The sequence below is a fragment of the Dyadobacter linearis genome (assembly GCF_907165045.1).
Classification (GTDB): Bacteria; Bacteroidota; Bacteroidia; order Cytophagales; family Spirosomataceae; genus Dyadobacter; species Dyadobacter linearis.
The window spans coordinates 429,738-443,523 of the sequence record NZ_CAJRAU010000001.1; the positions used below are offsets into that span (position 1 = coordinate 429,738).

Sequence of the window (13,786 nt, forward strand, 5' to 3'; positions counted from 1 at the left end):
CAATTTTCATCTTCTAATCCTTTGCAACCCTAAACCATTTGTACCCATAACCGGGCATATTTACAGTATGCTTTCCTGCGTTTGGTTTCTGGTCATTTTTGTTGATCAGATCCATTAACAATGGATTCCCGTTCATAGTAAACTCCGAGCGCTGCGGCTTGTCGCTGAAATTGTGGAGGATTACCAACGTTTCGCCTGCAAGCTCGTATTGAATACCGAAAATGAACGGCGAACCGGCTTCTATGAGCTTATAATTGCCCAGCCCGATCTCAGGGCAGGATTTTCTCAGCCGGATCAGATCTGTGGTCCAGCTGAGCAGTGAAGTGGAGTCGCGCCTTTGCTGTGCTACATTTACTTTTTTATAGCTGTGCTCCCCAAAATCAATAACCGGACGGAATGCGGTGTCGGCTGTGGTAAACCCCGCATTTTTCGAATCGTCCCACTGCATGGGGGTTCTCACGGAAATCCTTTCTCTTAAACGCAGGTCGTCACCCATCCCGAGTTCATCGCCATATCGGATCACCGGTGTTCCGGGCAGCGAGAATAACAAACTGTAAGCCAGCTCCATGTGCTTACGGTTATTGCCCATCATAGTCGCCAGCCGCCGGCGGATACCGCGCTCGTAAATCTGCATGCTGGTATCAGGTCCGAACTTATCATACACTTCCTGCCGTTGCTTATCCGTCAGCCTGCCCAGGTCTATTTCATCGTGATTTCTAAGAAAATGGGCCCACTGAGACGCCTCCGGAATGCGCTTCGTTTCGCGGATCGCCTTTTTGAAAGGATCGAGTTTGCCGGTTGCGAGGGCGTAGAACAAATGCTGGTTGGCGAAAAAATTGAACATCATCTGGATCCCATCCCCATTCCCGCCGAAGTAATTCTCGTTCTCCTCAGGTGTCACATTCGCTTCACCCAAAATCGCGGCATCCGCCTTTCTCGACTGCGCAAATTGGCGGATATCCGTCAGAAATTTATAGTCCAGCTTCGGCTTTTCCGTTCCCGTTTTTGGTATTTCAATGATAAATGGGACGGCATCGAGACGGAATCCCGAAATTCCCTGGTTTAGCCAGAAGCCGATAATCCGCTGACATTCCTGTACAACCGCAGGATTTGTGAAGTTCAGATCGGGCTGAAAATCGTAGAAACGATGGTAGAAATATTCCCCCGAGAGCGAATCCAATTTCCAGACACCAGTCTGAAAGCCTGGAAATACCATTCCCTCGTCGTGGTTCTTGGGAAGTTTCTCCGACCAGATATACCAGTCGCGGTACTTGGAATTCTTGCTCGCACGCGCATTCTTAAACCACGGATGCTCATCGGAAGTATGGTTGATCACCAGATCCATGATCACGCGAATGCCCCTTTTTTCTGCCTGGTAGATGAACTCGGCGAAGTCGCCGCCCGTGCCAAGTTTTTCGTCAATTGTATAATAATCAGCGACATCGTATCCGTCGTCTTTCCCGGGAGTGGGCTGAAAAGGCGCCAGCCATATTGCATCGACGCCCAGCGAACTCAGGTAATCCAGCTTTTGTATCAACCCCTGAAAATCACCCCGCCCGTCACCGTCGCTATCCTTGAAAACCCCGACTTCCAGGTTATATATGATGCTGTTTTTGTACCAGTAATTGTTTTTAAGATCAACCGTTGCCAGCCGATCCTGCCCGCTGCAAATCCGAGGTAAAATTAAAATCGCTAATAGTAAGGTGCTGAATACGTGCTTCATCTGGCTTTTTGTTAGTGGTCGCGTTTTGTCGGTATAATAGACGTAATTGATTTTTCTTTAAAAATCACCCGCAACTGCACTAAATATCATGCCGGACAAGCATCCGTTTCTACCCCTACGCCCCCAGCCGCGGCAGCGACTTCCACCATGTTAGCAACTTTTGGCTTAGCTCTTCTTTTTTCCTGACTTGATCCGCGGCGAGATTCTGGGTTTCGGCGGGGTCTTTGAGGATATTGTAAAGTTCCGCATTGCTGCCGTCGTTATTCATGAGCAGCTTCCATTCGCCGGAGCGGATCGCGAGTTGAGGGCTCTTGTGGGGAGGCTTTGGGTAAGCATAAGCGATCGTGTTGCGGCCGTATTCCCAGTACATTTCTTTTTTACGTAAGGAAGATTTCCCCAAAAGAACCGCCGACCTGTCGAGCCCATCGCTTTTGTAAGTGGCTGGTAACGAAATGCCTGCGAGCTTAGTTAGTGTGGGCAGCAGATCGGTTGCGTGCAGTTCGGAACGCTCGTCGGTTTGGCCTGCGGTAATATGTCCAGGCCAGGTTACGATAAAAGGCATCCGGATTCCGCCTTCGTAGAGCGAAAGTTTCGAACCTCTGAACTTGCCGCTGCGGCTTCCACCGAATGTAGGCAATGCACCATTGTCACTCGTAAAAATTATGATCGTATTATCAAAAAGTCCGCGCTCCTTTAAGCCGTCGATCAGTCGGCCGATCTGAATATCATATTCAATCAGGACCCGCTTGAATGCGGCTTCCTCCTGCGGCTTTAACGGCGTTTCTCCGGCTTCGGGTTTGGGTACCCAGGGTGTATGCACCTCATCGGGCCAGAGGTTTACAAAGCAGGGCTGATCTTTGTGGCGGCCCATGAAATCAAGCGTTTTATCAACGAAGTAAGCCGTCCGGTCCCACCTTTTGACGCTATCCTTGTCAGACCAGATCCAGTTGGTGGCAGTCAGCGCCGGGTCGGGTTCGGGACTTTCGTAGGTACTTGCGTGCTCATCGAAACCATATTGATCAAATTTCGGAGCGTCGGTCACATCCCGGCCGCCACCCATGTGCCACTTACCAAAGTGCCCGGTGGCATAGCCCGCATTCTTGAAAAAACGCCCCATCGAAGGCGCTTCCGGCGTCAGGAAGTCAATTTGCTCTGCGTCTCTGTTATGGCTTTTCTTATCGAGATAAGTCGCGAAATTCCATTTCCCTGGCTGCATTCCAGTGAGGATACTGGCGCGGGAAGGAGAACATATCGGCGCGCCGCTGTAATACTGGGTCAGCTTCAATCCGCTTGCCGCTAGCCGGTCGATATTCGGAGTAGGAACGAGCCGGCCGCCAAATGCGCCCACATCCCCTACTCCCATATCGTCAGTCAGGATAATGATCACATTAGGCCTGGCTTTCGCTCTTCCTGCCCTGCCCTGGCCTGATACCTGGAAACAAATGAATAGCAGCCAGATTACAGCGGAAAACTTGCACAGAATGATCCCTTTCATGGGGTAACAGCGTTTTATTTGACGAAAGTATCAAAGCTGATAAATGATTGCCGAAAAGTCAATTAGTAACTGCAATTCTACCTGTTGTGACATGCTCCGTCTTTACCGTTAAATCAATCCAAACCACTATACGATCATCCTACGGCCACTTTCAGGGACAATATACGTATCTCGCAAAATACCCAGGCAGCAGGATCTAGTCGCGAAGTGTCTGTGTAAGAAAGTTTTAAATAACACTCCCCCACAGATGATTGAAAATGTAAGCGAATTACAGAGGGAAACCTTTGTTAAAGTCGAGCGTATTTTCGGCCTCGACCTTATGCGTAGCTGTTCCATAATCATGGTTTTCCTCGCACATTCCACCCCGCTGAATCCGGTTGACAAGCTATTCCCGTTCGGGTGGCTGGGAGTTGGGGTCGAAGCATTTTTCGTATTGAGCGGTTTCCTGATCGGCCGCATTATTTTGCGCACTGTGCTCACGCCGGGAATTACCTGGAAAGCAGTACGTATCTTCTGGGTAAATCGCTGGCTGCGAACACTTCCCGCCTATTTTTTCGCTTTTCTCGTTTGCTACCAGTTCTCGGGTGCGATGCATAATAGCATTTACTATCTGTTTTTTGCCCAAAATATTATTACCCCTATGCCCGGCTTTTTCCCGCATTCATGGAGCCTGGCCGTAGAGGAATGGTTTTACCTGCTGTTCCCGCTACTCCTGCTTGCGATCGCGGCTGTAATCGGCAGGGCGCAGAACCGGTACCGTATATACCTGGCCGGTGTCATTATTTTCCTGGTTTGCGGACTTGGATTTAAGGTTTTGTACCACTGGATGTATCAGCAAAATCTGTTCGCTTATCTGGTGGATCAAAAGGTCCTTTTTCCCAGCTGGAACATATTCGCGCCTCCTATCGGCGACTGGGATAGTATGCGAAAAATAGTCATGTTCCGGCTCGACGCCATTGCCTGCGGCTGTCTGGTAGCCTATCTAATGGAAAAACGCAAGATTTCAAGCCGGGCGAGTATGTGGCTGCTTATTACCGGGTTTATCGGCGTTTTGATCGGCTTTCAGGTCGTAAAACATACGGTAGCTGGCGGGAAAGCTAACATTTTTGTAGACGTTTTGCTTCTGCCCTTGTTTTGCTGCGGGTTTGCAATGATGCTTCCCTACGCCTCCTCCTGTCCCCGCCCGGGCAAGCTAATTACCAGACTGATCACGCAGATCAGTCAAACTTCCTATTCATTTTATTTAATGCACATACTGATCATCGAGCAGGTTACAGAATGGTACCACAGCAATCTCGCCACCCCGTTTGCTCCAAAATGGCTGGTTTTCCTCGGTACTTATCTGTTCACCTATCTGGTCGCGTACCTGATGTTCCGGCTGATCGAGTTACCATTTATGAACCTTCGCAAAAGGCTGTTTGTGCCCGCAATTGATGCAGACAAGTCTTACAGTAAATGATTGGATCGTGTTCTCTATTGAAAATAGCATGTTTCAATAGCCTTCCGTCAATTTAACTTCATCTTTTAACTTAGCCCCTTTTAAAAACTGCTTCACGTTTTCGGCAAACTTTTTCACTTTATCGCGGTCACGTTCCCTGTGGGCCGCGCCGGTGTGTTGAGTCAGGATCACATTTTCCATTTTCCACAACTTTCTGTTCTTCGGCAGCGGCTCGTTTTCGGTTACGTCCAGCACTGCTCCCGCCAGTTTTCCGCTTTCCAGTGCCTGGATCAGCGCCGCTTCGTCAGTGGTATTTCCACGCCCTACGTTGGCATAAAGCGAACCTTCTTTCATTGCTTCAAAGAATTCGGCGGAAACGTATTTATCGAGGTTACCGGGCAGGGTGTTTACTACAAGATCAGTCTCCGGCAATTCTTTCAATAAATCTTCAAAGGAGTGAATATCTGCTTCCGGGTCGCTCTTGGCGGTCATTTTTATGCTGCAACCAAATGCCTTCAATATCTTTTCAACGTGCTCACCAATGGCGCCGGAACCCAATATGATCACGTTTTTCTCACCTAAAACCGAAAGTTCCTGCTCCGCTTTCTCCCCTACCCAGCGCTGTTCCAACTGGTTCCTCACCATTAAGTGTACACCGCGATAAAACCCCAGAATTCCTGCCACGATCGTTTCAGCGCAGGCAGCGGCCGACATATCCCCGACATTTGCCACAGTCCCAATGAACTTCACGTCTTTATAATGTTCAAAACCCACCTGTTCCAGCTGCCAGAATTTAAGAGAGCCAGGTACGTTTTCCAGCATTTCCACCGGCAGGTTACCGATCACGATTTCTGAGGATTCCAGTTCGCTTTTTAATTCGGCCTGCGACAGATCGGCTTTGAAAATACATTCCGCATCCTTTGGTAATTGCTTCGCCAGCTCTTCCAGGTACCGGGGCTGCAAATCGGCATATATTAATATTTTCATAAATCTTTATTTAAATCTGAATCGGCTAATGCTTCACTGATGCTAAGCCCGACTACACTGCGGTTCCGGAAGATTAAAATACCGTTCCATGAATATAAAATCTTTCAAAATATCGGACGCACACTGCAACTATGTTGCAATAAGATTTATATTTGCAACACAATTGCATATATCAGTCTAAGTCATTTATCACTTATTGAATCAATATCCATGAAGCTTAACCGAAAATTATCCTTCTGCGCACTGTTCGGCCTTGCTGCGTTGTTTACCCAATGCAAAGATTCCGGCGAGGAGATCACGCCCGACGACGAGAACGAACTGATCACATCCGTGACACTTAACTTCAAGGAGGCTGGCACCGGAACTGTAAGTTCATTCAGTTTCAAGGACGCAGACGGTGACGGCGGCAATGCGCCGACAAGATTTGACACGATCAGCCTGAAAGCAAACGCGGAATATGCGCTGACAATCGAGTTTATGGACGAAAGCAAATCGCCGGCAGATAATATTACCGAAGAAATCGCCAAAGAGTCTGACGAACATTTGATCGTCTTCACACCTTCGCCCGCGTCTCTGCTCACCTACACGTACGAAGATAAAGACGATAACAATTTCCCGATCGGTCTGACAGGTACTGCCAAGGCGGGTGCTGCGGGTGCAGGGACACTGAAAGTACAGCTACGTCACCAGCCAGGCGACAAAAACGGAACACCGGCACCCGGAAGTGACGATGCGAATCTTGAATTTGTTTTGCAGGTGAAATAAATAAAGGAGGAAGGAGGAAGGGTTAGAGGTTTTCTCTTACTAGTTTGCGGAAAGCTAGATTGGGTTGAATGGTGGTGTCGAAACCGGCTTGTGTGAACAGCAGCCCGAAGTAATTCTTTTCCCGGTTGATCCACGCATGCACGCCGCGGGCGCTCAGTACTGCTACTTCTTTTGCAGTGTTGTTCTGGAACTCGGAACGCCACAGCCCGAGGCCGTATGTTGGGTCAACCCGGTTGGAATTATCCGCTTCCATGGTTTCGACGGAAGCAACGCTCAGTACACGCACTCCATTATACGTTCCTTTGTTGTATATCATGGTCAAAAAGCGCAGGTACTCGTTCATGGAGCACATAATACCATAACCCGTCGCTGGGTTTGCAGGATGATCCGGACTGTAAATCACATCCTCCATTCCACATTTCGAACCGATCCGCTCCTGAAAGATCGTCGCCCAGGATTTCTTTTCAACGATTTCCGCAATCCTGGAAGCTACTCCGTACGAGACACTTCCATACAATGCGCCTTTACCGGGCACGAACTGCAGTTGAGTCCTTAGAGCGATGCTGTCGATATTTTGTTGGAGCGTGAGGTCGCTGCGAGAGTCAAACCGCGATTCGTAGACCAGCCCCGAAGTGTGCGCCAGCAGCTGCCGGATCGTGATTTCCTTTTTTTCGTTATTAAATGAGGGAATGTATTTGCTCACTTTATCATCGAGTGCAAGCTTTCCGGCTTCCACCAGCGTCATGATCACCGCGGCGGTCACGGGCTTGGAGGCGGACATGATCGGTAACCGGGAGTCGGTATTATATTCTCCCTGCCGGTAACAAAATAGCGTCGAGTCGCCCCGGCCGATATAAGCCATTACACTGTTGCCATAGTTCGCAATGTTGCTTTTTAAATAATAGTAAAAAGTGATCTTGTTCCTGACACTGGTGACGACCGGGATATTCATCGGCCCGTTTTTATCAAAAACAACATACCTGAGATCAGCTTCGCCGGCAGCGAAGGTGCTATCCTTGCAAGCCTTGCAAACCGTATCTATCGGGTTCAGCGGATCCTGTTCCAGTTCGTGCGGTATGGGCGAATTCTTTTGTCCATCGCAGGAAACGGCCATAACAGCCAGCATAAATAGGATCAGGTGTTTCATAAAGGGGTATTAAATCACAAATACTAATTCTTCGAATTGTACATTTCACATCGATACCAAAGATATTAAATTTAGCTAAACTACCGGGCCGGATCTCGACAGCAGATCTAAATTTCACTTGCCGCTCACCTTGAAAATGTGGCAGGCGTCGGCCCCGATCGTATACTCTTCCTGTACAACAATTGCACTGCCCCTTTTCCCGACAAACTTGAAAACTTCCTGTCTGTTTGCTAATAATTTTTGATAAGAATCGTCCAGAACCCAGTACCATCGCGATTCCGGCACAAATTCAGACCTGGCACGCAGCGTATCCGAGGTGGCCAGGCGGACTGTGTAAAACTCAGTCAGTGGCTCGCCCGATACTTCCAAACCGACAGACCTGAACTCTTCCGTGCAATTGATATCTCCCGGATCCCCATCCATTTTACACGCATTCAGTGCCAAAATGGTCAGCAGACCAATGAGTAGCGGCAATTTTTGGACTTTCATCATGATGTTCCGGAGTTATTTGCAGGTAGACGTTCAGATCTGCCGATTGGTTTGAACAGTCAAAAAATTAATGTTTCTAACCCTGCGAATAAAGCCCCAGCCGGTTTCCCTCGGTGTCAATGAACGTTCCGTAAAATCCCATTTCGGGACTTATTTCCGTCTTTGGTATCACAACCTTTCCATTGCTGGCCACGACCCTATCCATTATCTCCTGCAAGTCGCTTCCGCCATTGAGGTAAATGACCGCTCCGTCCGAAGATGGTTTGTAATCAGGCCCGGCGATCACCGATCCGGAGACATTACTGCCGTCGCCGGGAAACAATCCCAGTTTGATTCCCTCCATATCGACCTCCTCGATCTCTATGTTAAGAATAGCCTTGTAAAACGAAACCGCCCTCTGGAAGTCAGACGCAGGGATTTCAAACATTGAAATGAAATTTTCCATTGTTAGATGTATTTAGTTGCGTCTGCAAGGTAGAATTCCGCAAATGCTGAAAATTGTAAAATTGCGTCAGCCTATTCTTTTTGATAAAATGCCGTTGACAGTACCAGCGCATTGTCTTTCAGAAACTTGTTGGGATTGGTACCGGTAAACTCTCGGAAGTCTTTGATAAAATGCGCCTGATCGTAATACTCATTTTCAATCGCCAGACTGGTCAGACTGCTATCGTCATTGTTCAGCAGCATTTGAAGGGTACTCTGTAACCGGACGATCCTCGCTAGTTGCTTCGGACTTAAACCAACCAACTTCGAGAACCTGCGTTCAAGTTGTCGCCTTTTCAAAATATTTTCCTGCAATATTCCGCCAACGGGTACGCGTCCTTTCGAAGCAAGGATCAGGTCGACAGTTGATCGGAGAATGCGGTCAATGTGTTTTGCATCCCTTAATTTTTGCGCTAAAAAGGCCTGTACAATCTGAATCCGTTCTTCTGTATTTGCCGCGTTCACGACCAGCTTTTTGAGATTCGCAGCATCTTCTTCACCAAAAACGGCCGACATATCCGTTTCTGTGTTTTCCAGATCCGGCATGGATAAAGTGGTAAAGGGAATAAAGCCGCCGGGGAAAAACCGGACTGCGAAGGTATCGACGGCGCCGGTAGGCTCAATGCAAAGCGGCTCTGTAAGCTGCCCTAGAATCATCCCACGTGGCTGAATTATGTGGTCGGTTTCGTTAATATACCGTCTCACATCGTCGCCGAGCGTGAAGATCATTTCTACGCAACCGTCGGGAACGATGCGTTGCTTTTGCGGATCGGGACCCGCCGGAACCCGCAAGGTCCAAAAGCATTTTACGAAATCACTTAATTCTAGATCAGGCTGGTAGGTTTCGTATTCCATGCAAATAGCTGCTGCGGTTGAGGTAACAATGCAAGCCGCAATATATGGAATTCGCGAAAAGTTATCCGGTTTAAAACACGATCAAATGAACCCAAATCCCTGCAATACAGTCCTTAAACTCAGCCCGATCACCAATATCCCTACTGAAAGCATTAACACGCGGCTATTGATGCGGCCGACCAGGAGTGCACCGAAAGGCGCGGCGATCACACCGCCCAATATCAACCCAAGCACAACCTGCCAGCTGTCGATACCATTGAATATCAGGAATGTAATACCGCTTGAAAACGTGATCACAAATTCAGCCGCATTCACGGAACCGATCGTGTACCGGGGATCTCTTCCCTGCCCCAATAGCGTTGAAGTCACAATTGGCCCCCAGCCTCCGCCCCCGATCGAGTCGAGAAAACCGCCGGTAGCAGCGAGCACTCCGATCCTTTTTGTTTTGTTTTTAACCAGCCTCTTCCGGATCGCTTTCCTGATAATAATAACACCCAGAATAAGCATATAGATCGCAATATATGGTTTGACGGCATTGCCATCGATTACGTCAGAAAGTAAATAAGCACCCGTTACCGCACCAAGTACACCGGGAATCAGCAGGCTTCTGAAAAGCTTTTTGTTGATATTCTTAAATCTCAGGTGTGAAATCGCCGAGGCTCCGGTTGTGAACATTTCGGCAACGTGAACACTGGTGCTGCTGATAGCGGGTGACACTCCCATACTAAGCAGGAAGGAAGTAGAAGTAACTCCATAAGCCATTCCCAACGCACCGTCGACCAGCTGCGCAGCCAGACCCACGAGAAAATAAAGCATGAATTTGCTGTCAAGGAAACTCCTTACCTGCTCGGCTTCAACTGAAATAGTACCATTTAAAAGCAGGAAACCGACCGATAGAACCACTAACCCCGCCGGCACCAGATACCATAATTTCGAAATGGGCTTTAACGAAAGGACCTTTAAAAACATATGCTGTCTGAGAATTGAGAAGCACAAAAATAGAAAAAGAATTTAATCTACTAATTAAATAGAGTAAATAGTTTGAATACAAAGAGCCGCTGAGCCGCATAAAGGACACGGTTGTCTGGCACAGTGTTTGTGCTTGGGGTTTCAGTTGCTTAAAAAAAGATATACATGCCAGGCGCACCCGAGCCATTTAATACCAGTAACCCTTTGGAAACCGAACGTCTAGCGCTGGCCCTTGAAATGGCCGGAATAGGGACCTGGGAATTTAGTGCACATTCCAATGAAATACGTTTGTGTACCCGCTCCAAGAATCTGCTTGATTTTGCGGGAAACGATATCGTTGACTTCAATTCCCTCATTGGTTTAATATATCCCGAAGACCGGGCTATCTTCGAAAGCGAAGTTTCCCGCGCATTGGAACAAACTCCGCCCGAACCTTTTTCGGTAGAATTTCGCTCGGCAGGTATTCCGGGCGGGCAATCGCGCTGGATACTTTGTAAAGGGCAATCACACCAGGAACCTGATAGTGAGAAGATTCGCGTATTGGGGACTTTTATAGATATTACGAAAGAAGTACAGGGCCGCAGCACGTTGAAAGACGCCAGAAGCTTTCAAACCATTGTCGAACAGGCGCCTATGGCCATTGGATTGCTCACCGGGCCGGATCTGATCATTGAGCTTGGGAATGATAAACTGTTCGAGGTTTGGGGAAAGGAAGCTTCCATTACCGGCTTGAAACTGATGGACGCATTGCCGGAAATCCAGAATCAGGGTTTTAACAATATATTAAACGAGGTATACCTCACCGGAAAACCGTTTATCGGAAGTGGCGCACTGGCCCAATTGTACCGGAACGGAAGGCTCGAAGACGCGTATTTCGACTTTGTATATTCCCCGATGCAGAGCGAAGACGGCAGCATCAGCGGAATTATGGTGATGGCGAACGAGGTGACACACCAGCACCGGATGTTGAAAGAGCTGGAAGCCAACGAAGCAAAGTTCAAGGCGCTTATCGACCAGGCCCCGGTCGCAACCTGCCTGTTTGTGGGAAAAGAAATGGTGATCGAACTGGCCAACCAGCCTATGATCGACTACTGGGGCAAAGACAAATCTGTGATTGGCAAACCACTGGCAGAAGCACTCCCGGAACTTGAGGGACAGCCTTTTCTGGATATTCTGAATGAAATCCTGGTGACGGGAATCGCTTACAGTTCCAAGAATGCAGCCGTAGATATTGAGGTCGACGGGAAGCTGAGTACCTACTATTTCAATTTCAGTTACAAACCCATATTCGACGGCTCGGGCAATATCTACGGGATCATCAATATGTCCATGGACGTTACCGCACAGGTGAAGGCGCAGAAGGCACTTGAAGAAAGCGAATCCAAGCTCAGAACAGTTATTGCCTCGGCTCCGGCGGCGATCGGTTTATTTGTTGGCCGCGATCTCGTTGTGGAGCTGCCTAATCAGGCATTTATTGATATTGTTGGAAAAGGCCCTGATATAGAGGGTATCCCGCTTCGTGAGGTAATGCCAGAATTGGACAGCCAGCCTTTTTTACAGATCCTTGACGACGTTTATACCACCGGCGTCACTTATCAGAGTTACGGCACGCAGGTTAATATCGTGCAGAATGGCGTCATGACTTACAATTTTTACGACATTACCTATTCCCCGGTATATGATAATGAAGGAAAAGTATATGCTATTCTTGACATTGCTATTGACGTAACGGAACGGGTCAATGTAGAGCGCCAGGTCGCAGAAAGCCAGTTGCAGTTGCTGGCATTGTTTGAACAGTCGCCGGTAGGTATTGCGATGATCCACAAGGATAACCTGACTTTTACAATGGCTAATCCGTTCTATGGGAAGCTGGTAGGCCGCAAACCCGAAGAGATCATCGGCAAGTCGCTTTTGGAAGCACTTCCTGAAATTGACGGGCAAGGTTTTGACAAGCTTTTGCAGCATGTGATCGACACAGGTATCCCCTATTTTTCCAGAGAACAAGCAGTCGAAATTATGTACGACGGCGTTCTTGAAACGATTTATGTTGATATGGCTTATCAGCCGCAGCGTAATCTTCAGGATCAGATTACCGGCGTTTTTGTGGTGGCGACGGATCTGACCGAGCAGGTGGTAAACAGAAAAAAGATCCAGGAAACCGAGGCATTCCTGCGCGGCGCGATCGAGCTTGCAGAACTGGGGACATTCTCCATTGATCTTCGAACCGGAACAATGGATTTCTCTGACCGGTTTAAAATGTGGTTTGGTTTGACAAAAGAAAACCCTATCACATTTGAGATGGTATATGCGGCCGTCAGCGAGGCCGACCAGCCAGGAGTACTAGCCGCAGTTAACAGGGCAGTTGCTCCCGGATCGGACGGGTTGTATGATATGGAATATTCCCTGGATCCCGAAAAGACCGGAGCCGAAAGAATATTGCACGCGCAGGGCAAAGTCCTCTACAATCAGGCCGGCGAGCCGATCATGATGATAGGTACCGCACAGGATGTGACCGACCAGCGCAAGATCAAGCTTTCCCTTGAACAGCAAGTTCAGCAGCGCACCGAAGAGTTGGAAACGATCAATGAAGAACTGGCCGCGATCAATGAAGAATATGTGGCGACCAACGAAGAACTGGCGGATTCCAACAATATGCTGCAGCAATCGAATATCAACCTGCAACAGTTTGCTTACGTCGCTTCTCACGATCTGCAGGAGCCGCTCCGGAAGATACAGTCGTTTTCGGACCTGCTGATCAAACGTTATGGTGAAAATCTGGGTGACGGGACCACTTACCTGAACCGGATGCAGGCAGCGGCCAAGCGCATGTCTGAACTGATTGACGACCTCCTTGCCTTTTCGCGCGTGACTACACAGAAGGAGATGAACAGGACCGTTTCGCTCAATCTGGTGCTGGACGTCATCGTAAATGATCTTGAACTGGCCATTGCCGAATCTTCGGCAGTAATCACCATAGATTCCCTGCCGTGGCTCAAAGGCGATCAGACCCAGCTGGGTCAATTGTTCCTGAATTTGCTTAGTAATGCACTGAAATTCCGTAAGCCAGGTGTGAGTCCGGTAATCAATATCACCAGTCGCATCATTTCAGGCGCGGATCTGCCATCATCGGTAAATGTAACGCGAACTACCAGCGCCTACTACCAGGTAGATGTAGCAGATAACGGAATCGGATTTGACCAGCAATATGCCGATAAGATATTTCAGCTGTTTCAGCGTTTGCACGGCCGGAGCCAATACTCGGGCACGGGTATCGGACTGGCGATCTGTGAGCGGGTTGCGGCAAATCACGGAGGCGCCATTACGGTGGTGAGCGAGCCGGGCGTGGGTACTACATTTAGTATATTCCTGCCGGTAACATAGTGTCAATGGGATGATTAGCCTGAAAATCGTTTCACAGTTCACCGCGCTTTCTGA

11 protein-coding genes are annotated in these 13,786 nt (G+C 48.5%); 3 read left to right on the plus strand and 8 right to left on the minus strand.

Annotated elements, in window-relative coordinates; genetic code table 11:
- Positions 1-13 precede the first annotated feature (13 nt).
- Both KOD92_RS01560 and KOD92_RS01565 read right to left on the minus strand, forming a co-directional pair.
- Positions 14-1,723, minus strand: a complete 1,710-nt coding sequence (locus tag KOD92_RS01560; RefSeq protein ID WP_215231764.1) for an alpha-amylase family protein — start codon at positions 1,721-1,723, stop codon at positions 14-16.
- A gap of 115 nt (positions 1,724-1,838) precedes the next feature.
- Entirely contained in the window at positions 1,839-3,218 is a 1,380-nt protein-coding gene (locus tag KOD92_RS01565) for a sulfatase-like hydrolase/transferase (RefSeq protein ID WP_215231765.1), read from the minus strand.
- 247 nt (positions 3,219-3,465) lie between these two features.
- Between KOD92_RS01565 and KOD92_RS01570 the strand changes: the two genes are divergently transcribed.
- Positions 3,466-4,677 (plus strand): acyltransferase family protein, encoded by a 1,212-nt coding sequence (locus KOD92_RS01570; protein WP_215231766.1) that lies wholly within the window; start codon positions 3,466-3,468, stop codon positions 4,675-4,677.
- Positions 4,678-4,710: 33 nt separating this feature from the next.
- Here KOD92_RS01570 and KOD92_RS01575 read toward each other — a convergent pair whose 3' ends face one another.
- Positions 4,711-5,643 (minus strand): D-2-hydroxyacid dehydrogenase, encoded by a 933-nt coding sequence (locus KOD92_RS01575; RefSeq protein WP_215231767.1) that lies wholly within the window; start codon positions 5,641-5,643, stop codon positions 4,711-4,713.
- 210 nt (positions 5,644-5,853) lie between these two features.
- On the opposite strand from KOD92_RS01575, the gene KOD92_RS01580 reads away from it, so the two are divergent.
- The gene (locus KOD92_RS01580) at positions 5,854-6,408 is read left to right on the plus strand and encodes a hypothetical protein (protein WP_215231768.1); all 555 of its coding nucleotides are present in this window, start codon (positions 5,854-5,856) and stop codon (positions 6,406-6,408) included.
- A 22-nt stretch (positions 6,409-6,430) separates the two neighbouring features.
- Here the strand turns inward: KOD92_RS01580 and KOD92_RS01585 are convergent, their stop codons facing one another.
- The 5 genes from KOD92_RS01585 to KOD92_RS01605 form a co-directional block, all read right to left on the minus strand.
- On the minus strand, positions 6,431-7,555 hold the full coding sequence (locus tag KOD92_RS01585) for a serine hydrolase domain-containing protein (protein ID WP_215231769.1): 1,125 nt from the start codon (positions 7,553-7,555) through the stop codon (positions 6,431-6,433).
- A 114-nt stretch (positions 7,556-7,669) separates the two neighbouring features.
- Entirely contained in the window at positions 7,670-8,047 is a 378-nt protein-coding gene (locus KOD92_RS01590) for a hypothetical protein (protein WP_215231770.1), read from the minus strand.
- A 73-nt stretch (positions 8,048-8,120) separates the two neighbouring features.
- Positions 8,121-8,489, minus strand: coding sequence for a VOC family protein (locus KOD92_RS01595; protein WP_215231771.1), 369 nt, complete (start codon positions 8,487-8,489; stop codon positions 8,121-8,123).
- A gap of 71 nt (positions 8,490-8,560) precedes the next feature.
- Entirely contained in the window at positions 8,561-9,382 is an 822-nt protein-coding gene (locus tag KOD92_RS01600; protein ID WP_215231772.1) for an AraC family transcriptional regulator, read from the minus strand.
- Between the two features lie 81 nt (positions 9,383-9,463).
- Positions 9,464-10,351 carry a sulfite exporter TauE/SafE family protein gene (locus KOD92_RS01605; protein ID WP_215231773.1) on the minus strand — a complete coding sequence of 296 codons (888 nt, stop codon included), beginning with the start codon at positions 10,349-10,351 and terminating at the stop codon, positions 9,464-9,466.
- 165 nt (positions 10,352-10,516) lie between these two features.
- On the opposite strand from KOD92_RS01605, the gene KOD92_RS01610 reads away from it, so the two are divergent.
- Positions 10,517-13,732 (plus strand): PAS domain-containing protein, encoded by a 3,216-nt coding sequence (locus KOD92_RS01610; protein ID WP_215231774.1) that lies wholly within the window; start codon positions 10,517-10,519, stop codon positions 13,730-13,732.
- The last annotated feature ends 54 nt before the right edge of the window (positions 13,733-13,786 follow it).